We start from the raw sequence: 20,899 nt of genomic DNA, 5'->3' as shown, positions 1-20,899 counted from the left end.
CCGGTTTAGAAAGCCGCGCCCGGATTGGCAATATCGCGCGGCGCGACCGGTGGCATCGGCACCAGGAGCGTGACGGGAAAATATCACACCCTGAAGTTGCAAGTTTTTCTCCTGCCATTCGAAGAAGATGTTAACCTTTCATCAACTTTGTTCAGAGAAAACCAATTCCAGCGCTACCCGTCGACCGTCCAGGACAAGCTTGCCTTGATGCTCAAAATTTACCGTCACTTTTTCACCGATACGCGATTGCACCTGTCCGGTGCCCCAGTCCGGCTGGGCCGGGTTTCTGACCAGCATGCCGGGTTCGAGAATTTCATAGATCACATTTCACCTTTTGGAGATTTTAATGCCATTCGAGACCGCCAATGCGGCTACGGACGACGATGATTTGACCGCCCTTGTGGGCTCGCGCCTGTGTCATGACCTTATCAGCCCGATCGGGGCGATCGGCAATGGGGTCGAATTGCTCTCCATGACGCGCGATACGCCCGGCCCCGAGCTCGAGTTGATCACCCAAAGCGTGGCGGCGGCGAATGCGCGCGTCAAGTTCTTCCGGGTGGCCTTCGGGCGGGCCGGCGCGGAACAGCAGCTTGGCGAGGCGGAAGTCGCCGGAATGTTGGGCGAATTATCGGCGCAGACCCGTCTGGACTACGAGTGGAAAGTGCCGGGCGATGCGCCGCGCACCGAGGTAAAATTGGCGTTTCTCGCGATGCTCTGCCTGGAGACCGCGCTGCCCTTCGGCGGCACACTGCGCGCGTTGCCCTGCGGCGATGGCTGGATGATCACCGCGCGCTCCGAAAAAGCACGGCCTAATCGGGAGGTTTTCGCCGTACTCGACGGCGCCCAGATGGAGCTGACGCCGGCGCGGGTGCAATTCGCAATGCTGCCGCGCGAGGCGGCCCGGCAGGGCCGCAGGCTCGACTGGTCTGTCGATGCCGAGGGCGGCACGATCGCGTTCTGAGCGCTTCGGGGTGGTCGGGTGCGCCTTAGGGGCGCACCGTGCCCTGCCCTGTCACCAGATATTTGAACGACGTCAGTTGCTCGGCGCCCACCGGGCCACGCGCATGCATCTTGCCGGTCGCGATCCCGATCTCGGCGCCCATCCCGAACTCGCCGCCATCGGCGAACTGGGTCGAGGCGTTGCGCATCAGGATCGCGCTGTCGAGCCGCTCGAAGAAGCGGTCGGCGGCGGCGTCATTCTCGGTCAGGATCGATTCCGTGTGCTGGCTGCCATAGCGGCGGATATGTTCGATCGCGCCATCCACGCCATCCACGATTTTGGCCGCGCAGATCATATCGAGGAATTCGCGCCCGAAATCTTCCGCGCTCGCCTCGGTGACGCCCTCGATCGACAACAGCTCGCCGGTGCCGCGCACCTCGACTCCTGCCTTCAGCAGATCTTCGATCAGCACGCCGCCATGGGTGTCCCAGAAAGCGCGGTCGATCAGCAGACATTCCATCGCACCGCAAATCCCGGTGCGCCGGGTCTTGGCGTTCACCACCACGGCCCGCGCCTGTTCCAGATCGGCGGCCCCGTCGGCATAGATATGACAGATGCCCTCGAGATGGGCGAAGACCGGCACGCGCGCCTCGGCCTGCACCAGCCCGACGAGCCCCTTGCCCCCGCGCGGCACGATCACGTCGATGAATTCGGTCGCACGCAGCATCTCGGCCACGGCGGCGCGGTCGCGGGTGGGCACAAGCTGGACCGCCGCTTCGGGCAGGCCCGCGGCGCGCAGCCCTTCGAGCAGGCAGGCATGGATCGCGCGGCTGGAATGGAAGCTCTCCGAGCCGCCGCGCAGGATCACCGCATTGCCCGATTTCAGGCACAGCGCGCCTGCATCCGCGGTCACGTTGGGCCGCGATTCATAGATCACGCCGATCACGCCAAGCGGCGTGCGCACGCGTTTGATATGCAGCCCCGAGGGCATGTCCCATTCCGCGATCGTGTCGCCCACCGGATCGCGCTGCGCCGCCACCGCCCGCAGACCTTTGGCGATCGCCTCGATCCGCGCGTCGTCCAGCATCAGCCGGTCCATCATCGCGGGGCTGAGCCCCTTCTCGGCGCCGTAGGCCATATCCTCGCCATTGGCGGTGATGAGCTCGCCCTTGCGCGCGAGCACCGCATCGGCGGCCGCTTCCAGCGCCTTTTGCTTCACCTCGGCGCTGGCGAAGGCCAGCTCCGCGCTCGCCGCGCGCGCCGCCGCGCCCATCGTCTCGATCAGCCCCTTGGCGTCCATGTCGTCTTTCATTGCGCACCTCTACCGGATTTCCCGGTCTGTCCCGTCTTCACCCATTGCGCCAGCTTCACCGCCAGCACGATCCACGGCAGCCCGTGCATCACCAGATCGAACCAGTCGATCGGACGCACCAGCGTGCCCGCCACCAACATCTTCAGCTTTTCCCAGATATGTGGCTCTGGGGTGAATGGCGCGAGACCGAGCAGCGCTGCCAAAAGCACCGCCTGCAGAAGGGTGATGTGGTCGAAAACCTGTTTGATCCAGCGCATGCGCTCCTCCCGAAACTTCGCCCGGATATAAGCGATGGGAGCGCGGTTCACAAACGCAACTTTACCGTAAAAGGGGAAAGTGGCGCGGTTGACGGGGCTCGAACCCGCGACCCCCGGCGTGACAGGCCGGTACTCTAACCAACTGAGCTACAACCGCGCATCTGCGCTCGGGGCGATCCGGATGATGGCGCGGTTGACGGGGCTCGAACCCGCGACCCCCGGCGTGACAGGCCGGTACTCTAACCAACTGAGCTACAACCGCTCGCATCATCTGCCCGGATCGCCGTCCGAGCGTGGGGAGGGTATTACGCGGGCGACCTGCCCCCGTCAAGCGGCCTAAGAGCAAAAAACCGACGAATTTTCACCTGCCGTTCGGGCAAGCAAATCGCGGCTCAGCGACGCACGACCGCAGGAGCCTCCGGCGGGGATATTTGGAGCAGTTGGAAGGGTGCGCGCTCGGCTCTTCCAACTGCATGAAATATCCCGGGGGCGACCGAAGGGCGGGGGCGGAGCCCCCTCTTTTTTCGTTTTGTCACCGTCCGGCGACGGGGGCAGCGCCCCCTCTTCATTTAGTTTTGTCGCCATCCGGCGACGGGGGCAGAGCCCCCTCTTCACTCCGAAATCAGCGTTCGGGAGCAGGAATGAACTCCGCATCGTCTGCGGGCGGGAGCTGGAATCGGCCATGTGCCCAGTCGCCCGCGCGCCATGCCTCTTTCGCGGCGTCGATCTTGTCGCGTGAGGAGGCCACGAAGTTCCACCAGATATAGCGCGGCCCGCCCATGGTCGCACCGCCCAGCACGATCAGCCGGGCACCCTGCCCGCCCGCCTTCAATGAGACCCGGTCGCCGGGGCGGAACACGAGCATACGGCCTTCCTCATAGATCTCGCCCGCCACCGTGACAGAGCCGTGCAGCACATAGACGCCGCGATCTTCGTGATTGTCGGGCAGCGGGAGCTGCGCGCCCGGGTCGAGATTCGCGTCGGCGTAGAACATCTCGGAGGGCAGATCGATCGGCGCATGCGCGCCCCAGGCATCGCCCAGCACGAGCCGCACGGTCTTGCCCTCGGCCTGCAGTTCGGGAAGCGCCTCGGCGCCCACATGTTTGAACGCCGCCTGCCCCTCTTCGCGATCCTCGGGCAGCGCGACCCAAGTCTGGATGCCCGCGAGATGCTGGCCGGTGTCGCGCACCTTGCCGTCGGTGCGCTCGGAATGGGTGATGCCGTAGCCCGCATTCATCCAGTTCACCGCGCCCGGCGTGATCCACTGATCGGTGCCCAGCGAATCGCGGTGATGCAGGCGGCCCTGCAGAAGGTAGGTCACGGTCGCGAGGCCGATATGCGGATGCGGGCGAATATCGATGCCACGGCTTCCCGAGAGGAATTCCACCGGGCCGATCTGGTCGAAGAAGATGAAGGGCCCGATCATCTGCCGCGCGGCCGAGGGGAGCGCGCGGCGCACCTCGAATCCGCCGAGGTCACGCGCCCGCGGCGCGATGACGGTCTCGATGGCGTCGACGGCGTCGCCGATCGGAATTTCGGGGTCGAGGGCGGGGTTCCAGCTCATCAGGGCGCTCCTATCCTGTGGTTGAGGGAAAGTTAGCATCGTGGCGCGCATATCATAGAGCCATGCGCGAACAGAGTCTGAGCGCGGCCGCGCAACGAGGCGCAAGACTTTGATATCGTTATACTTAAGGGAGACTGGTGGGCGGTGAGGGGCTCGAACCCCCGACATCTTCGGTGTAAACGAAGCGCTCTACCAACTGAGCTAACCGCCCCCGGCCCTTCCTCTAGCCTCGCCTTGCGCGGGGATCAAGACCTCAGATACCCTCGCGCATCCGCACCTTGCGGGTCGAGGAAAGTTTCATCCCCGGTGCAGTCAGCCGCGACTCCGGTCCGACCCAGGCATAGGCCAGCAGGCAGGGATCGAGATCGGCGGTGGTGATGCGGTGTTCGTGATCGGGACGGTTCAGGATCAGCGAGCCCGGCGCATGCACGGCAGTGTCATTTTCCGACCATGGGCCCGCGACCGAGATGTAGCTCTCCTCGATCTCCTTATGGCTGTGCTGCGGATAGGTCGTGCGCGGCGCGAAGAGGACGAATCCCAGCACCAGCCGATCCGAAGCCACCGGCCCGCGCGGGCCCAGCACCTCGCAATAGGCGTATTTGCGCGCCAGCGCCTTCGGCACTTTCTCGTAACCGTATTCCCAAGTCAGCTGCCCCGTCACGCGCGAGAGCGCCCGCGCCATGCCCGCGACCGCGCCGCGCTCTCCAAGATCGAGCGCGCGCGACAGATGCGCCGTCACCGGTTTCGGCTGCGGCTGGCGCGGCGTCACCGGGGGATTGGTGTCGATGATCTGCGAGAGCGTGTCGCGCACCCGTTTGCGATGGCTGCGGATCAGGCGGCTGCCACCTGCGGAGCCGTGCCGGTAGAGCGTGTCGAATTCGCGCAGCAGATACAGCCAGTCCGGGCAATCGGAGACGCGCAGCCCCTCGTCGGGCCGGGCGTCGGACATCGGCGTGGTCTCGGTCATCGCATCCTCCGCATCTTGCGCATGGGGCGCGCATCTCTGGCATGCTGTCTGGCTCATAATCTGACGCCGGAGGGCGCAGAAAACCAACCGGAAAACGACAAAGGCGCGTCTGTTCAAGACGCGCCTTCGTAGGAAGATGGTGGGCGATGAGGGATTTGAACCCCCGACATCATCGATGTGAACGATGCGCTCTACCACTGAGCTAATCGCCCTCCGTGGCGGGCTTTTAGCGCCCCTCTTCTGGCTCCGCAAGAGGGTTTTCGTCGAAATCTCCACCGTCCTGCGCAGGGTCATCTCCACCCGCTTTCGTCTCTGCCGCGACCGCTTCGAGCATGCCCGAGGGGCGGCGCAGTTTGACCACGAGAATCTCGTCTCCGTTCTTCTCGAACTGGCGGTTGATCTTCAGCTTGCCGAGCGGCGGGATGCTGAGTTCCTCGCCTTCCGAGAGCGCCTCGCCCAGAACCTTGAGGACCGCTTCCGACATGGCCTTCGCCTCGCCGCGCTTCACTCCGGCCTCGACCATCACCCGATCCACGAAGCTTTTCTTGCGCACGAGCGCCTTCGCCTCGCTCGGCTCAGGTGCCAGGTCGGGCGCGGCAGGCGTGAGCGTCGCGGCGGAGGCCGGCGGCGCCTCGGGCGAAGCGACGGGCGGCTTGCGGGTCGATTTCGGTTTCTGGCTCTTGGCCATAGCGGCTCCTTTTTTGACCGTAATAAAAGGAGGTTACGTGCAAATGCCCTCAGATGCAAAAACGCCCGCCGCGATATGCGACGGGCGTTCTCGTTTTCGATCTCAAGACGATCAGTGCGCGGTTGCGCCCTGCCCGTCCGACTTGGCCGCGGCGGCGGCAGCGGCTGCTGCCTCTTCGGCCTCCTCGTCCCAATCGACCGGCTCGGGCTGGCGAACCAGCGCGCGGGCGAGGACTTCGCGAACGTGGGTGACCGGCACGATCTCCAGCCCCTCCTTCACGTTGTCCGGGATATCCGCGAGGTCTTTTTCATTCTCCTCGGGGATGAAGACGGTCGTGATCCCGCCGCGCAGCGCCGCGAGGAGTTTCTCCTTAAGACCACCGATCGGCATCGCGTTGCCGCGCAAGCTGACCTCGCCGGTCATGGCGATATCCTTGCGCACCGGAATACCGGTCAGCACCGACACGATGGAGGTCACCATCGCCAGACCCGCAGAGGGGCCGTCTTTCGGCGTCGCCCCGTCGGGGACGTGGACGTGGATGTCCCACTTCTCGAAGCGCGGCGGCTTGATGCCGAATTGCGGCGCAACCGAGCGGACGTAGCTGGACGCCGCGTCGATCGATTCCTTCATCACGTCGCCCAGCTTACCGGTGGTCTTCATCCGACCTTTACCCGGCAGGCGCAGCGCTTCGATCTGCAGCAGGTCGCCGCCCACGGAGGTCCAGGCGAGGCCGGTCACGACGCCCACCTGATCTTCCTTCTCGGCCAGACCGTAGCGGTGCTTCTTGACGCCCAGATAGTCGCCCACCTTCGCCTCATCGACGGTGATGTGCTTGATCTGACCCTTCGACTTGATGATCTCGGTCACCGCTTTCCGGGCGAGCTTCGCGATATCGCGTTCGAGATTCCGCACGCCCGCCTCGCGGGTGTAGTAGCGGATCACGTCGGTCAGCGCGCCATCGGTCAGTTCGAACTCGTTCTTCTTGAGCCCGTGACCCTTGATCTGCTTCGGGATCAGGTGCTGCTTGGCGATCTCGGCCTTCTCGTCCTCGGTGTAGCCTGCGAGCGGAATGATCTCCATCCGGTCCAGAAGCGGGCCCGGCATGTTGTAGGAGTTCGCCGTCGTCAGGAACATCACGTTCGACAGGTCGTATTCCACTTCGAGATAGTGGTCCACGAAGGTCGCGTTCTGCTCGGGGTCGAGCACTTCAAGCATCGCCGAAGCCGGGTCGCCACGGAAGTCCTGACCCATCTTGTCGATCTCGTCGAGCAGGATGAGCGGGTTCGTGGTTTTCGCCTTCTTCAGCGCCTGAATGATCTTGCCGGGCATCGAGCCGATATAGGTCCGACGGTGGCCACGGATCTCGGATTCGTCGCGCACGCCGCCCAGCGAAATGCGGATGAATTCGCGCCCCGTCGCCTTGGCGACAGACCGGCCGAGCGAGGTCTTACCCACGCCGGGCGGACCGACGAGGCACATGATCGGGCCTTTGAGCTTGGCCGAGCGCGCCTGCACCGCGAGATATTCGACGATACGTTCCTTGACCTTCTCGAGACCGTAGTGATCGGCATCGAGCACGGCCTCGGCCTTGCTGAGGTCTTTCTTCACGCGGGATTTGGTGCCCCACGGGATCGACAGCATCCAGTCGAGATAGTTGCGCACGACGGTGGCTTCCGCCGACATCGGCGACATCGACTTGAGCTTCTTCAGCTCGGCCTCGGCCTTTTCCTTGGCCTCTTTCGAGAGCTTGGTGTTCTCGATGCGCTCTTCGAGCTCGAGGATCTCGTTCTGGCCGTCTTCGCCATCGCCGAGTTCCTTCTGAATGGCCTTCATCTGCTCATTCAGATAGTACTCGCGCTGGGTCTTCTCCATCTGCGTCTTCACGCGGGATTTGATCTTCTTCTCCACTTGGAGAACCGAGACCTCACCCTGCATGAGCCCGTAGACCCGCTCCAGCCGTTCGGAGACGTCGAGCGTTTCCAGAAGCTCCTGCTTCTGGGCCACTTCCAGCCCCAGATGGCCCGAAACGAGATCGGCCAGCTTGTCCGCTTCGGTCGCATCGGCCACGGCCGACAGCGCCTCTTCGGGGATGTTCTTCTTGATCTTCGCGTAGCGCTCGAATTCCTCGGCGACCGAGCGCAGCAGCGCGCGGATCGTCTCCACATCGCCTTCGGTCTCGATCAGCGGTTCGGCATTCGCTTCGAAATAGTCGTCATTCTCGACGAAATCGGTGATGCGCACGCGGCTCTTGCCCTCGACCAGCACCTTCACGGTGCCATCGGGCAGTTTCAGCAGTTGCAGCACGTTGGCGAGCACACCAACGCGGAAAATTCCGTCCGTATCGGGGTCGTCTTGCGACGGATCGACCTGGCTTGCGAGCAAGATCTGGCGATCCTCCGCCATCACCTCTTCCAGTGCGCGCACGGATTTCTCGCGCCCGACGAAGAGCGGCACGATCATGTGGGGGAAAACCACGATGTCGCGCAGCGGCAGGACCGGATGGGTGACAGAGCTAAATTCGGTCATCGGCGTTCCTCTCTTGGCAGGAGGGTCCGGCCCCGTTTTCGGCGACCACGTCCCTCCCCTGTTCAACCCAATATCTAGGAGCCGTGAAGCATCCGTTCAACTAGGGCATGTCACTCACCCGTCACAATGCGTGGCCCCGGGACAGGCCGCAAGGGGCGATCTCGCTGCCGTGAGCAGTTCGTGCGCGCGCGTGAACGAACGTGTAGCCGCTCAGCGCGGCAGGATCATCTCGGCCATCAGGCCGCCAAGCCGTTCGGATCGCCCGAGTTTCAGCGATCCACCGTGGCGCCGCAGGATGTCGGCGGTGATCGAAAGCCCCAATCCGACGCCCTGCCCGCGATCTTGATTGCGCGCCGGGTCGAGCCGGGTAAATGGCCGGATCGCCTCTTCGCGGCGCTCGGGCGGGATGCCCGGCCCGTCGTCATGCACCGCGATTCGCCACCCCGTGCGCGCGATCGAGACGGTGATCTCCGCGCGCGTGCCGTAGCGCACCGCATTGCCGATCAGATTCGCCAAGGCGCGCTTGAGCGCATCGGGGCGGAAGGTCGCCTCCTGTTCGCTGTCGCAATCGACCAGCGTCACATCGCGCCCCATCCGGCGCATGTCTTCCACCACGCCCGCGACGAAGCCGCAGATCGGCAGCGTCTCCGGCTCGCCATGCGACGCCCCGTCGCGCGAGAAATCGAGAAACGCATCGACAAGGCGCCCCATCTCGTCGACGTCACGCTCCATCGCGCGGACCTCGTCGTTTTCCTCCATCATCGACAGGCCGAGCCGCAGACGCGTGAGCGGCGTGCGCAGATCGTGACTGACACCCGAGAGCATCAGCGTGCGCTGTTCGATCTGCCGCTCGATCCGGTTGCGCATATCGAGGAAGGCGCGGCCCGCGGCGCGCACCTCCGTCGCCCCCGAGACGCGGTAATTCAGGTTGCGCCCCTTGCCGAATTCCTCCGCCGCGTGGCTCAGCCTGCGGATCGGACGCAGCTGATTGCGCAGGAAGATATAGGCGATCAGCGTCATCAGAATGGAAACAAAGACCATCAGAACGAGCAATTGGTGCGGATTTGACGCCGAAACCCGGCTGCGCCCGAAGGTCACCGCCAGCGGCCCTTTCGGCGTCTCCTGCACCACGCGCACCGTGTTCGTGTCATTGTCGAGATCGATGGAGCGGATCTGTGACAGGTTCGCCCGCAGCGTCGAGATCACCACGATCCCGGTCAGATCGAAGAAACTGCGCGCATCGCCCCGCTGCGACGCAAGATCCGTGGGCGCGGGAAATTGCGAGGTAAAATTCAGCGTCTTGTCGAGCACATCGAGCCGTTCGCGTGCAACCTCTGTCGTCGGCGCATTGGTCGCGACCTGATCGAGCAGCGCGATCTCGCGCACCATCCCTTCGGTCATCTGCTGCGTGACGCGTTCGAAATGGCGCTGAATGAAGACGATCGAGACCACGAGCTGGATCGTCACCACCGGCAGAATCAGGATCAGCGCGGCCCGCCCATAGAGCCCGCGCGGCATCATCTGTTTCAGCCAGCGAAATTTCATGCCAGAACCCTAACGATGGCCGCGATGGAGGGAAAGATGGAAGAATTGCAGCCCGGCTTGCGCCGGATCATCGCACCGAACCCGTCCCCCATGACCTATACCGGCACCTGCACCTATGTCATCGGCACGGGCGAGGTCGCGGTGGTCGATCCCGGTCCCGCCGATCCGACCCATCTGCAAGCGCTCCTGGACGCGCTCGCCCCCGGAGAGCGCGTCAGCCATATCCTCGTCACCCATGCCCATCTCGACCATTCCCCCGGCGCACGGCTCTTGGCCGAGGCCACGGGCGCGCCGATCCTCGCCTTCGGCCCCCCCGAATCCGGGCGCGCGCCGGTGATGGCTGAACTCGCGGCGCGCGGCCATGCGGGCGGCGGTGAAGGTGTCGATCATGCGTTCGACCCGGACATCCTCATTGAGGATGGAGAGACGCTGAGCCATGGCGACTGGTCGCTCACCGCGCTGCACACGCCCGGCCATTTCTGCAACCATCTGAGCTTCGCGCTCGGCGATGCGCTTCTGACCGGCGATGTGGTGATGGGCTGGTCCTCGACGCTGATCTCGCCACCCGACGGCGATCTGGGCGACTATTACCGCTCGCTCGCGCGGATCGAGGCGCATCGCCCGCGCATCCTATACCCCGGCCACGGCGACCCGGTGACCGACCCCCAGGTCCTGATCGCGAGTCAGCGCGCGCATCGCGACGCCCGCACCGAGCAGATCCGAAGCGCCCTCACCGAGCGCCCCGCCACCCCGCAGGGCCTCACCCGCGCGATCTACACCGACGTCCCCGCAGCCCTCCTGCCCGCGGCCGAACGCAACGTCTTCGCGCATCTCGTTGAAATGTCAGTGCAAAACCAAGTCATCGCCGCGCCGGACCTGCGCCCAGAGGCGCTATTTTCGCTGACGTGACGAAAGCCTGAAATTTTTCGCCAGAACCCTCTGGACATCCCAATTTGAGATTCATATACACCCTCACATGTTCCGGCGTAGCTCAGCGGTAGAGCAGTTGACTGTTAATCAATTGGTCGTAGGTTCGATCCCTACCGCCGGAGCCAAATCTCTCGCAAGAGACTGATTTCAAAGAGAAAAGCCCAGAGTTCGCTCTGGGCTTTCTTTTTCCGGCTTCCCGAAGGCACAAACGCGGCACGCTCCGAGGCACATTTGGGGCACGGACCGACGGAGCCGCGCCCGGGAGACGGAGCGATGAGCAGACGGAGCGGCATTCCATATCTCGAATATCGAAGCGGGGGATTCTTCTGGCGCAGGCGCGTCCCGAGCGACTGCTACAGGTTTGACCTAACTTTCCTACTTCGATTTTCCATGCATACACATGACCCAGCTATCGCGAGACCGCTGGCCCTGCTCATCACACGGCTGACGGATCTCGCATTCGAATTCGCGAGGGTCAGTCCGATGCTTCACACGGACATGGAACAGGTAGTCACGGGGATCGTGCAGTGGAAACTGCGCGACGAAGACCGGCGCCGTGCAATCGGCTTGCCGCTATCGGGTGCAGGCGGCAGCCCAGCAAAGCCAGGTGCCGATCATCTTCGCCCTGTCCTCCCTCGTTTTGCTGGTGACGCTGCCGCTTCTCAGCGCGATGTTCTGGCTGCTGTTCGTGCGGCTGAACCGGACCTGACTGTCCGGCCTCCCGCCACGGCCCTAGGTCAGCCGAGAGACACGCGGGCCCGCACACCCGCGCCGGGCCGGAAAGCGAGGACGCAGAGCGCGGCGATCACCAGTTCGAGGACAAGCGCCACAAGGATGCCGCTCGAGGGCATCCCGTCCGCGACGATCCCCAGAATGCGCCCGACCGGAAAGGCGAGGAAGACGGTCAGCGCCGCCACGACAGCGGCTTGGCTCATAGCCGGTCGGATGATGCCGAGAAGCATGACCACACCAAACCCCGCGAGACCGGCACCGGGGGCACGCTGCTCGCTCAGAAGGCTCGGATCGGGCCCGAGCGCGATGCCATAGCTCGCGTAGAAGCTCTGCGGGGTGGTCAGGATGAGAGCGCCGATGCTGATTGCGGTGACGCCGGAGATGGCCAGCGCAAGTTTCTGAAAACGTGTCATTGGATTTCCCTTTTCGTTGAGATTTCGCGCGGAACTCACGCGGCGGCGCGCCATGCGCCCGCCGTGGCCGCGGCGCGAGCGAAGTCGGCGAAATCGCGCGGGGGACGACCGAGGGCGCGCTCGACGCCGTCGGTGACATGGGCGTTGCGCCCGTCCAGTGTCTCGCGGGCGATTGCGGTGAAGACATCGGCCACGAAATCCCCGCCGACACGGGCGATTTCGGCATGGAATGCCTCGAACGAGATCGGAAGGTGCTGGATGGGTCGACCGATGGCCGGCGACAGGTCTGCCGCCATGTCGGCGAAGGACATCAGCCGCGGCCCCGTCACCTCATAGAGCGCCCCCTTGTGGCCCTCTTCGGTCAGCGCGGCCACTGCGACATCGGCAATATCGTCGATGTCGATGATCGGCTCGACGATATCGCCTCCGGGCATCGGCAGGACACCGGCGAGGATGGGATCGCGCAGATAGCCTTCGCTGAAGTTCTGCGCGAACCAGGCCGCGCGCACGATGGTGAAATCGACGCCGGAGCTGCGGACGACCTCCTCCCCGAGACGGGCGTGATGCTCGCCACGGCCCGAGAGCAGGACGAGGTGGGAAAGCCCCGCGCTCTTCGCGGTCGCGCAGAGCGTGTCCAGCTTATCGACGGCGCCGGGAAAGGCGAGGTCCGGGAAATAGGTGACATAGGCCGCGCGGGCGCCTTCGAGCGCGGGGGCCCAGGTCTCGGGCGCGTCCCAGTCGAAGGGCGTTGCGGACTGCCGCGAGCCACGGCGCACCGCATGGCCCTTGGCGTCCAGCCGGGCGGCGACGCGCGCGCCGGTCTTGCCGGTGGCGCCGATGACGAGGATGGGATCGGGGTGCATGGGGCTTCCTCCTTGGTTCGGATGTGACCCAGAGGATAGGCCGCTGAAAACAGCCCGGTCTTGACCGGCGCCGCCACGGTTTTGACCGAGCCTGCCAATTGGCGGTCAGCGCACCGAGAGGTCCTTTCGGCAACTGGCCGGGGTCCGCCCGACCCAGCGTTTGAACGCACGGGTGAACGAGCTTTGCTCGGAGAACCCGGTCAAGAAGGCGATCTCGGCGAGCGAATAGCGCGCGTCGCGCAGGAGCCCCTCGGCCAGTTCCCGGCGGGTCTCTTCCGTGAGGGTCTGGAAGCTCATGCCCTGTTCCGACAGGCGCCGGTGAAAGGATCTCGCGCTCAGGCCCAGACCGCGCGCGACATCTGCCATCCGTGGCGTGCCTTCACTCAGCGACTGTGCGATCGCGTCCTTGGCCTGCGCCACAAGGGACACTTCGTCGGCGATCTCTGACAGTTCGGCATCGAGATGCGAGATCAGGTAACTCGAGATCCCCGCATCGCCGAGGATGTTGGGTTGCGCCAACGTCTCGGGCGACAGCAAAAGCGCATCCAGCTCGGCATCGAACCGAACCGGGCAGCCGAACCAGTCCTCGTGGGCGGCCACCGATCGCGGTGCGCGATGCCGGATCTGCACCTCGAGCGGCGCGAAGGGCACCGGGCAGACCTGCCGGGCCAGCGACACCGCGCTGGCGAGCGTCGCCTCGTTCGACAGCCGCATCCCCAGTCGCCGTTCCCCCTCCCGGTGCAGGATGAACAGGATGCCACGCGGATCGGGGCGCAACTCGTAGCGAACGACGCTCGTCCAAAGCCGCGAATAGCGCTCCACCCGCGAAAACGAGCCGCCGAGGTCGATCGCGGCCTTCCAGGCAAGCCCGAGCGCGCCGTAATCGTCGCACCGCATGGACGCCCCTCCGCGCACCGGAAGATCGGTCACGTCGGTCTGCTCGGCGATGCGTTCCAGCATGTCGTAATAGATGGTGGCGGGGATCATCACCTTCGGATCCCAGGCGTCATCGGGATCCAGCCCCGCGCCCGCCAGAAGCGCGCGCGCATCGACAGCTTTCCCCGCTGCGGCAACCATCTTTCGGGCAAAGAGCGATGTGACATGTCCCATACCATCAGCTTAGGCAGGACCGTCGCGATGTCCATGCGGGTGTGGCGCTATCAGCGCGGCGTCTGCTGGCGCCGAGTTGCCGTCAATCGGGAACGCGGCAAGACCAACCGCGAAATCGCCAAGCGGCTCGCGATCAGCGAGAAGACGGTGAAGTTCTACATGACGAATATCATGCAGAAATATGGGGTGAAGAACCGGCTGGAGGCGGTGATTGCGCATCGTCAGGCGCATGAGCGCGCACTCTCCGGGCAGGCGCGCCTGTCATAGGCGCCACTGGCCCCGAACGCGCAAAGGCGATGTCGGGGATCTGTCGCGGTCAGATCCCCGACGAAACACCGTCACTTTTTCCCTTCGGCCTCCGCGACGTGGCCTTTGACCTTCAGGAAGCTGTCCGGCGTCACCGAGATGGAGTCGATGCCGAACTCCACCAGCCTTCGGGCAAACTCCGGGTAGTTCGACGGCGCCTGACCGCAGAGCCCGACCTTCGCGCCCACGCCATGCGCTCTTTCGATGACGGTTCGGATCATCCACTGAACGGCGGCATGCCGTTCGTCGAACAAGGGCGCGAGCCGGTCGCTGTCGCGGTCGATACCCAAGGTCAGCTGCGTCAGATCGTTCGACCCGATGGAGAAACCGTCGAACCGCTTGGCGAATTCCTCGGCGAGGATGACATTCGAGGGCACTTCGCACATTACGTAGATCTGCAGCCCGTTCGATCCGCGCACGAGCCCTTCTTCGGCCATCACCGCCAGCACGCGGTCGGCTTCCTCTGGCGTGCGACAGAACGGAACCATCACCAGCACATTGTCGAAGCCTGCCTCTTCGCGCAGCCGCCGGATCGCCCGGCATTCAAGCCGGAACCCCTCGACATAGGCGGGATCGTAATAGCGCGAGGCCCCGCGCCAGCCGATCATCGGGTTGGATTCCACCGGCTCGAATTGCCGCCCGCCCAGGAGGTCTGCATATTCGTTCGTCTTGAAATCGCTCAGCCGCAGGATCATCGGGTTCGGATAGGCCACGGCGGCGATCCGGGACAGCCCGAGCGCCAATTGATCGACGAAATACTCGGCCTTGTCCTCGTATCCCCTTGTGAGCGTTTCGATTTCCTCCCGCACCTCCGTCTCCCGGATATCGGAGAAATGCAGAAGCGCCATCGGATGGACCCGGATCGTGTTCGAGATCACGAATTCCATCCGCGCCAGACCGACACCGTCGATCGGCAGCCGCCACCAGCGCGCCGCAATGGCCGGGTTGGCGAGGTTGAGCATGACCTTGGTCTTGGTCTCCGGTACCGCGTCAAGGTTCAAGTCTTCGACCGAGAACTCGGCAAAGCCGTCATAGACGAGACCTTCATCCCCTTCGGCGCAGCAGACGGTCACCTCCTGCTCATCATGCAGCACATGGGTCGCGTCGCCACAGCCGACGATGGCGGGCACGCCCAACTCGCGGCTGACGATGGCGGCGTGGCTGGTTCTGCCGCCGTGATCGGTGATGATGGCCGAGGCGCGTTTCATCACGGGCACCCAATCGGGGTCCGTCGTCGAGGTGACAAGGACCGATCCGTCCACGAAATCGTCGATATCCTTGACGTCTTCGATCAGGCAGACCCGCCCGGTCGCGATCTGCTCGCCGACCGACAGACCGCTGACGACGACCGGACCGTGCGCGCCGATGGTATAGCGCCGCAGTGACCCAGCGGAGACCCGCGACTGCACGGTTTCGGGGCGCGCCTGCACGATGAACAGCTTCCCCGTGACGCCGTCTTTCGCCCATTCCATATCCATCGGCTGGCCGTAATGCGCTTCGATGGTCGCCGCCTGCTGCGCGAGGTCGAGCACCTCGTCATCCGACAGGACGAACCTCCCGCGCTCGGCTTTCGATGTCGGCACGTTGCGCACCGGGTTCGGCGCGTCCGGCCCGGCATAGATCATCTTGATCTCTTTCGCCCCGAGCTTCTTCTCGATAATCGGTTTGACGCCCGCCTTGCCAAGGAACGGTTTGTAGACCTGAAACTCGTCGGGCGTGACCGCGCCCTGCACGACGTTTTCGCCCAAGCCCCAGGCCGCGCTGATCAGCACGACCTTGTCGAAGCCGGTTTCCGTGTCGATCGAGAACATCACCCCCGACCCGCCAATATCGGAGCGCACCATCTGCTGGACGCCCACGGAGAGCGCGACATCGAGGTGATTGAACCCACGGAGCTTGCGATAGGTGATCGCGCGGTCGGTAAAGAGCGAGGCGTAGCACTTGCGACACGCCGTCAGAAGCTCCTCTTCGCCCGCCACGTTGAGATAGGTCTCCTGCTGACCGGCAAAGCTGGCATCGGGGAGGTCTTCGGCCGTCGCGCTCGAGCGCACGGCGACGGAAACCTCGGGCACCCCTGCCCGCTTCGACAGATCGCGGTAAGCCTCCCGGATCGCGGCCTCGGTCGAGGCGGGCCAGTCCCCGGCCACGATCGTGTCGCGAATGCTCTGCCCCGCGACGTGAAGGCTGATCTTATCGGCATCGTAATCCGCGAGATAGCCCGCGATGGCCTCGGTCAGATTGTTTTCCTCGAGAAACATCCGATAGGCGTCGGAGGTGGTGGCGAAGCCCGGCGGGACCTGAATGCCCTTGGCGCCAAGTTCCTGCACCATCTCGCCAAGCGAAGAGTTCTTGCCGCCCACAAGCGCGACGTCCTCTCGGCGTAAACTATCGAAAGGAATGACTTCTTTCTTCGTGGTCATGGGCTCGCCTCCCCTGTTTGCTCCTGCGGGCACTCTATCTGAGGGGCGCGTTGGAGCCTTGATCTCTGTCAACGCGGATCGTCGGAGGTGGTGCGCCGTGTTCACAAACCGGAGAATGGAGTGCGGAACGCTGCCGGAGGGCACGCAAGCCGGGCGGAGCCTGCCGCAAGGCGACATCGGTTCGCGTCGGCCTAGAGCCCGGCGGGGAGTTTTCCGCGCATCGCCGCGCTTCGGTCGAACCGCTCGCCATCTGCGATGAAGGTCCCGTCGCCCACCGCATGAAGCAGGCGCGTGTCCTTGCGGTCGATGTCGATATGGGCATCGACGCCCTGCAGCAATACGAGGTTGAGACGGTCGACGATCTCCTCGACGCGGCATTCGATATTGGCGAGACATTCGCCGATCAGCGGCGCACGGACATGATGCGCGGGCAATGGGGTAAGACCGAAACGCGCGAATTTGTCGGTATCGGCCCCCGAACACATCCCGATGCCGACGACCGTGTCGATCATGTCGGCCGTGGGAATGGCGAGGACACAGTCTCCGGTCTCGCGCAACGCGCTCCAGGAATGGTTCCACGGCCCGGTCGTGAGCGCGAAACTGGCGTCGAACCCACGGACCATCGTCCAGGTGATGGTCATGATGTTGGGCTTCGTCCCGTCATGGGTCGTGACCAGCACCACCGGTCCCGGTTCGATCAAGGTGAAAGCGCGCGAAAGCGGTAGCGGGGTCATCGGCATCTTCCTTTCCGTCCTCAAAACCTTAGTCCCGCTGACGAATTTGACCACCTGAAATGCCGCACCCTGCCCCGCGAAAGCTCCGCCGGTGAAAAGGGAACCGACGCGTGCTGGTTTTTTCTCCTCACAGGCGCTCCGACAGGCTCGATGTGCTCAAAACCTGATCCGTTAGGGTCCCGAGCTAACGGTCTCGTCATGTGACCTTTCATCTGCTCGCCAAGATTTGCAGTATGGGCGCGAATAGACCCTGCCTGCCCATTGGAAGTGATCTTGGAAACCGAATGACATTCGAGCTCGCCTCCGTTCTCGTTCTTCTCATTGCATCGCTCGTACTGTTCGTGCTGGGCAAACCGCGCATGGATGTGGTTGCGGTGATGCTCGTCATCGCGATGCCGTTCACCGGGCTGATTTCGGTTTCCGAAGCGCTCAAAGGGTTTTCCGATCCGAGCGTCATTCTCATCGCGGCGCTGTTCGTCGTCGGCGAAGCCCTCGTGCGAACGGGTGTGACCCAGTGGATCGGCGATCAGCTCAGTCTCCGCTCCGGCGGCAGCGAGGCCAAGATGCTCGTGCTCTTGATGCTGTTTGCCGCCGGGCTCAGCGCCTTCATGAGTTCGACCGGCGTCGTCGCGATCTTCATTCCGATCGTGCTGAGCGCGGCGCGCAAGATGCATATCCGGCCGAACCGGCTGATGATGCCACTCTCGATCGCGGCGCTGATCTCGGGGATGCTCACGCTCGTCGCGACCCCGCCGAATATGGTGCTCAACGCCGAGCTGATCCGGCAAGGCTATGACGGGTTCGGCTTCTTCGAGTTCTCGCTTTTCGGCGTGCCGGTCCTGATCTTCGCGATCCTCTACATGCTGTTCATGCGGCGTTTTCTCGGGCCCGGCGAACAGGCCGCCACTGCCGACAGCCTGCGGCCGAGATTTCCAAACCTGCTCGAACGCTACGGGCTGACGGATCGCATCGCGCGCATTGCCGTTCCGGCGGGCAGCAACGTCACCGGGCAAAGGCTCGATGAACTCGGGCTTTTCGCGCGCGACGGTGTCGCCATCTTCGCGATCGAGCGACGCACACGGCATGGAAGCGAGTTTCTGCTCCCCCAAGCCCATGAGCCGATCGTCGCGAATGATCGTCTCATCGTCATCCTGTCCTCGCCCTCCTTCGACATCGACGGCTACATGGCGGTGCATGATTTACAGCGATGCGCCCCCATCAAGACTTCCACCCCGCTTCCGAACCGCGACGTGGGGCTCGTCGAAGCGATGGTGCCGCCGAACTCGCCTCTGGTCGGCAAATCGCCGGTCGAGGCGCAGCTCCGGACGATTTCGGAATTGAGCGTTCTGGGGATATGCCGCAGCCAGCAACCGCTAACCGGCGACGTCGCGGATACGCAGATGAAAGCCGGGGACACGCTGTTGCTGAGCGGGCCGTGGACGACGATCCAGCGCCTGCAGGGGCATCGGCGCGATCTCGTCCTTCTCGAGCTGCCGGAGGAAGCCGAAGACTATGTGCCCGAACGCAAACGGGCGAAAACCGCCATCGCCATCCTCGCCGCGATGGTGCTCGCGATGACATTCGGAGTTCTGCCGAACGCGCAGATCGCGCTGATCACCTGTGTCGCCCTCGGCGTTTTCGGCTGCATCGATCTTCAATCGGCCTATCGTGCGATCAACTGGCAGACCTTGGTGCTCATTGCGGGCATGATCCCCTTCGCCTTGGCGCTCGAACGCGCAGGCGGTGTCGATCTCGCCGCGACGACCGTCCTCGACACCTTTGGAGAGAGCGCCCCACGCGTCGTTCTGGGAACGCTGTTTCTGGTGACGATGACACTGAGCCTCTTCATGTCCAATACCGCGACCGCCGTGCTGATGGGCCCGATCGCGCTCGCCATCGCCAAGGGGATGGGCGCCTCGCCCGAACCCTTCATGATGTGCGTGGCATTGGCCGCCTCGACGGCCTTCATGACCCCCGTCGCCTCGCCGGTGAACCTACTCGTGTTGAACCCCGGCGGATACCGGTTCGTCGATTTCCTGAAAATCGGGGCGCCCCTCGCGCTTTTCACGATGATCGTCGCGGTCGGGCTTCTGCCCATCGTCTATGCGTTCTGACCGCGCCCGCCAGCCATCAGGCGGCGCCCACCGAACCAGACCGGTCGCGCCCCGTCACATTTTCTGCGCGAGAAACGCCGCCGCAAGATCCGGGGTGGCGATCTGGGGATAATCCGCCTCGGCAATCGCGACGCCGAAGCGCTGGTTGAGCGCGATCACGAGGTTCAGGATATCCATCGAGTCGAGCTCGAGATCGTCCTGAAGATGGTCCGATCCCGCGATTTCGGCGGGATCGAGATCAGGGGCGACGCGCACGAGTTCCTCGATATAGGCGCTGCGGATTTCGTCTTCGGTCATAGCTCCTCCGGGGTTTGCAGCTTCGCGTCGATCGCGGTCAGGAATTTCGAGCCCAGCCGCCCGTCGCTCACGCGGTGATCGGCGGCGAGGGTCAGCGTGACGGCCTGCGCGGCGATCACCTTGCCGTCGCGCACCAGCGGTTGCGGGCCGGGCGCACCGGCGGTGACGATGGCTACCTGCGGCGGCACGATGATCCCGGCCATCGCCTCGACCCCGCTTTCGCCGAGCGCCGAGAAGGTCAGCGTCGCCATGCTCATCTCCGAGCTTTTGAGCCGCCCGGCACGGGCGCGCATCGTGAGGTCGCGCATCGCCTCCATCAAATCCTGCAGGCGCTTCTTGTCGGCATCGAGGATCGCGGGCGCGACAAGCCCGCCGCCCCGAAGCGCGATGGCGAGCCCGAGATGGATCGCCGCGGAGGGCGTAAACCCATCCTCGCCATAATGCCCGTTCACCGCCTTTTCCTCCTGTGCCGCCAGCGCCATCGCCTTCATCAAGAGCGCGCCCATCAGGATGCGCTCTTCGGGCGGGCGGTCCGCATTGGCGGTGCTCAGCCAATCGCTCGCGGCGCTGAGGTCGACCGTGTGGGTGACGTAGTAATGCGGGATCTCACGTTTCGACCGGGCCATCGCGGCGGCGATCGCCTTGCGCATCTCGGCGAGATAAGCACCGCGATCTTGCGCCGGGGTGGGTGCAGCGGCGGGCTTCGCCGCCCCTACATCGGCCAGAACGATCGCACCGCCCGGACCGCTGCCGGTGATATTCTCCAGCGCGATCCCCAATTCCGCCGCGCGCGCCTTGGCTGCGGGTGATGCGGCGATCCCCGACGGGGTCGCTGCGGGCGGAGCACTTGGCGGCGCCGCTTCCGCCACAGGCGCGGCAGGTTCGGTCGCGGTCTGCGGCGCAACTGGTGGCGCTTCCTCCGTGGGTTCCGCCCGCGCCTCCCCCGGCGCCTGAATAACGGCAAGCGGCGCGCCGACGGGCAGGTCTTGCCCAAGCTCTGCCACCAGCTTTTCGACCACGCCATCCTCGAAGACCTCGATCTCAATCGCGCCCTTCTGGGTCTCGACCACCGCGACGATATCGCCGTGCTTGACCGTATCGCCGGGCTTCACCAGCCATTCGACCAGCTTGCCCGCCTCCATATCCGCGCCGAGCGAGGGCATCTTGAAAACGGCCATCGC

The 20,899-nt window shown here is 64.3% G+C and carries 20 protein-coding genes, 5 tRNA genes and 1 pseudogene; 7 read left to right on the top strand and 19 right to left on the bottom strand.

Annotation, left to right across the window (positions count from 1 at the left end):
• Positions 1–141: 141 nt before the first annotated feature.
• The gene (locus tag AC2TZ7_RS11320) at positions 142–321 is read right to left on the bottom strand and encodes a DUF3553 domain-containing protein (RefSeq protein ID WP_093477165.1); all 180 of its coding nucleotides are present in this window, start codon (positions 319–321) and stop codon (positions 142–144) included.
• Between the two features lie 25 nt (positions 322–346).
• On the opposite strand from AC2TZ7_RS11320, the gene AC2TZ7_RS11315 reads away from it, so the two are divergent.
• Entirely contained in the window at positions 347–961 is a 615-nt protein-coding gene (locus tag AC2TZ7_RS11315) for a histidine phosphotransferase family protein (RefSeq protein WP_489864295.1), read from the top strand.
• A 25-nt stretch (positions 962–986) separates the two neighbouring features.
• On the opposite strand, the gene AC2TZ7_RS11310 is transcribed toward AC2TZ7_RS11315, so the two are convergent.
• From AC2TZ7_RS11310 to AC2TZ7_RS11260, 11 genes are all read right to left on the bottom strand, one after another.
• Complete coding sequence (locus tag AC2TZ7_RS11310) at positions 987–2,252, bottom strand: glutamate-5-semialdehyde dehydrogenase (RefSeq protein ID WP_489864294.1); 1,266 nt, start codon at positions 2,250–2,252, stop codon at positions 987–989.
• The gene (locus AC2TZ7_RS11305; protein WP_098410819.1) at positions 2,249–2,509 is read right to left on the bottom strand and encodes an RND transporter; all 261 of its coding nucleotides are present in this window, start codon (positions 2,507–2,509) and stop codon (positions 2,249–2,251) included. The genes AC2TZ7_RS11310 and AC2TZ7_RS11305 overlap by 4 nt, the downstream gene beginning before the upstream one ends.
• An 80-nt stretch (positions 2,510–2,589) precedes the next feature.
• A tRNA-Asp gene (locus AC2TZ7_RS11300) sits at positions 2,590–2,666 on the bottom strand.
• 28 nt (positions 2,667–2,694) lie between these two features.
• Positions 2,695–2,771, bottom strand: a tRNA-Asp gene (locus AC2TZ7_RS11295).
• A gap of 360 nt (positions 2,772–3,131) precedes the next feature.
• Positions 3,132–4,073 (bottom strand): pirin family protein, encoded by a 942-nt coding sequence (locus tag AC2TZ7_RS11290; RefSeq protein ID WP_489864293.1) that lies wholly within the window; start codon positions 4,071–4,073, stop codon positions 3,132–3,134.
• Between the two features lie 135 nt (positions 4,074–4,208).
• A tRNA-Val gene (locus AC2TZ7_RS11285) sits at positions 4,209–4,284 on the bottom strand.
• Between the two features lie 42 nt (positions 4,285–4,326).
• On the bottom strand, positions 4,327–5,040 hold the full coding sequence (locus AC2TZ7_RS11280; protein ID WP_489864292.1) for a dimethylsulfonioproprionate lyase family protein: 714 nt from the start codon (positions 5,038–5,040) through the stop codon (positions 4,327–4,329).
• Between the two features lie 137 nt (positions 5,041–5,177).
• Positions 5,178–5,252 (bottom strand) — tRNA-Val (locus tag AC2TZ7_RS11275).
• 14 nt (positions 5,253–5,266) lie between these two features.
• On the bottom strand, positions 5,267–5,728 hold the full coding sequence (locus AC2TZ7_RS11270) for an HU family DNA-binding protein (RefSeq protein ID WP_489864291.1): 462 nt from the start codon (positions 5,726–5,728) through the stop codon (positions 5,267–5,269).
• 111 nt (positions 5,729–5,839) lie between these two features.
• The gene (gene lon, locus AC2TZ7_RS11265; protein WP_098410815.1) at positions 5,840–8,254 is read right to left on the bottom strand and encodes an endopeptidase La; all 2,415 of its coding nucleotides are present in this window, start codon (positions 8,252–8,254) and stop codon (positions 5,840–5,842) included.
• Positions 8,255–8,464: 210 nt separating this feature from the next.
• Positions 8,465–9,799: an ATP-binding protein gene (locus AC2TZ7_RS11260; RefSeq protein ID WP_489864290.1), complete on the bottom strand. Its 1,335-nt coding sequence runs from the start codon at positions 9,797–9,799 to the stop codon at positions 8,465–8,467.
• A 36-nt stretch (positions 9,800–9,835) separates the two neighbouring features.
• On the opposite strand from AC2TZ7_RS11260, the gene AC2TZ7_RS11255 reads away from it, so the two are divergent.
• The 4 genes and pseudogenes from AC2TZ7_RS11255 (at position 9,836) to AC2TZ7_RS11240 (ending at position 11,438) form a co-directional block, all read left to right on the top strand.
• Positions 9,836–10,708 (top strand): MBL fold metallo-hydrolase, encoded by an 873-nt coding sequence (locus AC2TZ7_RS11255; protein ID WP_489864289.1) that lies wholly within the window; start codon positions 9,836–9,838, stop codon positions 10,706–10,708.
• 71 nt (positions 10,709–10,779) lie between these two features.
• Positions 10,780–10,854: transfer RNA gene (locus AC2TZ7_RS11250), tRNA-Asn, on the top strand.
• 148 nt (positions 10,855–11,002) lie between these two features.
• Positions 11,003–11,191, top strand: a pseudogene (locus AC2TZ7_RS11245) (DUF6538 domain-containing protein); the annotation flags it as partial.
• Positions 11,192–11,285: 94 nt separating this feature from the next.
• Positions 11,286–11,438: a hypothetical protein gene (locus AC2TZ7_RS11240; RefSeq protein ID WP_489864288.1), complete on the top strand. Its 153-nt coding sequence runs from the start codon at positions 11,286–11,288 to the stop codon at positions 11,436–11,438.
• A gap of 28 nt (positions 11,439–11,466) precedes the next feature.
• On the opposite strand, the gene AC2TZ7_RS11235 is transcribed toward AC2TZ7_RS11240, so the two are convergent.
• The 3 genes from AC2TZ7_RS11235 to AC2TZ7_RS11225 form a co-directional block, all read right to left on the bottom strand.
• Positions 11,467–11,874 (bottom strand): DUF4345 domain-containing protein, encoded by a 408-nt coding sequence (locus AC2TZ7_RS11235; protein ID WP_489864287.1) that lies wholly within the window; start codon positions 11,872–11,874, stop codon positions 11,467–11,469.
• A gap of 35 nt (positions 11,875–11,909) precedes the next feature.
• On the bottom strand, positions 11,910–12,737 hold the full coding sequence (locus AC2TZ7_RS11230; RefSeq protein ID WP_489864286.1) for an NAD(P)H-binding protein: 828 nt from the start codon (positions 12,735–12,737) through the stop codon (positions 11,910–11,912).
• A gap of 105 nt (positions 12,738–12,842) precedes the next feature.
• Positions 12,843–13,847: an AraC family transcriptional regulator gene (locus AC2TZ7_RS11225; protein ID WP_489864285.1), complete on the bottom strand. Its 1,005-nt coding sequence runs from the start codon at positions 13,845–13,847 to the stop codon at positions 12,843–12,845.
• On the opposite strand from AC2TZ7_RS11225, the gene AC2TZ7_RS11220 reads away from it, so the two are divergent.
• Complete coding sequence (locus AC2TZ7_RS11220) at positions 13,839–14,114, top strand: response regulator transcription factor (protein ID WP_489864284.1); 276 nt, start codon at positions 13,839–13,841, stop codon at positions 14,112–14,114. The genes AC2TZ7_RS11225 and AC2TZ7_RS11220 overlap by 9 nt on opposite strands.
• Before the next feature lie 71 nt (positions 14,115–14,185).
• On the opposite strand, the gene ppsA is transcribed toward AC2TZ7_RS11220, so the two are convergent.
• Together ppsA and AC2TZ7_RS11210 are read right to left on the bottom strand one after the other, a co-directional pair.
• Complete coding sequence (gene ppsA, locus AC2TZ7_RS11215) at positions 14,186–16,573, bottom strand: phosphoenolpyruvate synthase (RefSeq protein WP_489864283.1); 2,388 nt, start codon at positions 16,571–16,573, stop codon at positions 14,186–14,188.
• Between the two features lie 191 nt (positions 16,574–16,764).
• Positions 16,765–17,307, bottom strand: a complete 543-nt coding sequence (locus AC2TZ7_RS11210) for a flavin reductase family protein (protein WP_489864282.1) — start codon at positions 17,305–17,307, stop codon at positions 16,765–16,767.
• Between the two features lie 284 nt (positions 17,308–17,591).
• Here AC2TZ7_RS11210 and AC2TZ7_RS11205 point away from each other — a divergent pair, with 284 nt between their 5' ends.
• Positions 17,592–19,421 carry an SLC13 family permease gene (locus AC2TZ7_RS11205; RefSeq protein ID WP_489864281.1) on the top strand — a complete coding sequence of 610 codons (1,830 nt, stop codon included), beginning with the start codon at positions 17,592–17,594 and terminating at the stop codon, positions 19,419–19,421.
• Between the two features lie 54 nt (positions 19,422–19,475).
• On the opposite strand, the gene AC2TZ7_RS11200 is transcribed toward AC2TZ7_RS11205, so the two are convergent.
• The gene (locus AC2TZ7_RS11200) at positions 19,476–19,718 is read right to left on the bottom strand and encodes an acyl carrier protein (RefSeq protein ID WP_489864280.1); all 243 of its coding nucleotides are present in this window, start codon (positions 19,716–19,718) and stop codon (positions 19,476–19,478) included.
• Entirely contained in the window at positions 19,715–20,896 is a 1,182-nt protein-coding gene (locus AC2TZ7_RS11195) for a dihydrolipoamide acetyltransferase family protein (RefSeq protein ID WP_489864279.1), read from the bottom strand. The genes AC2TZ7_RS11200 and AC2TZ7_RS11195 overlap by 4 nt, the downstream gene beginning before the upstream one ends.
• Positions 20,897–20,899 lie beyond the last annotated feature (3 nt).

The sequence above is a fragment of the Thioclava sp. ISO4 genome (genome assembly GCF_058105145.1).
This window is presented reverse-complemented; position numbering and strand designations above follow the sequence as displayed.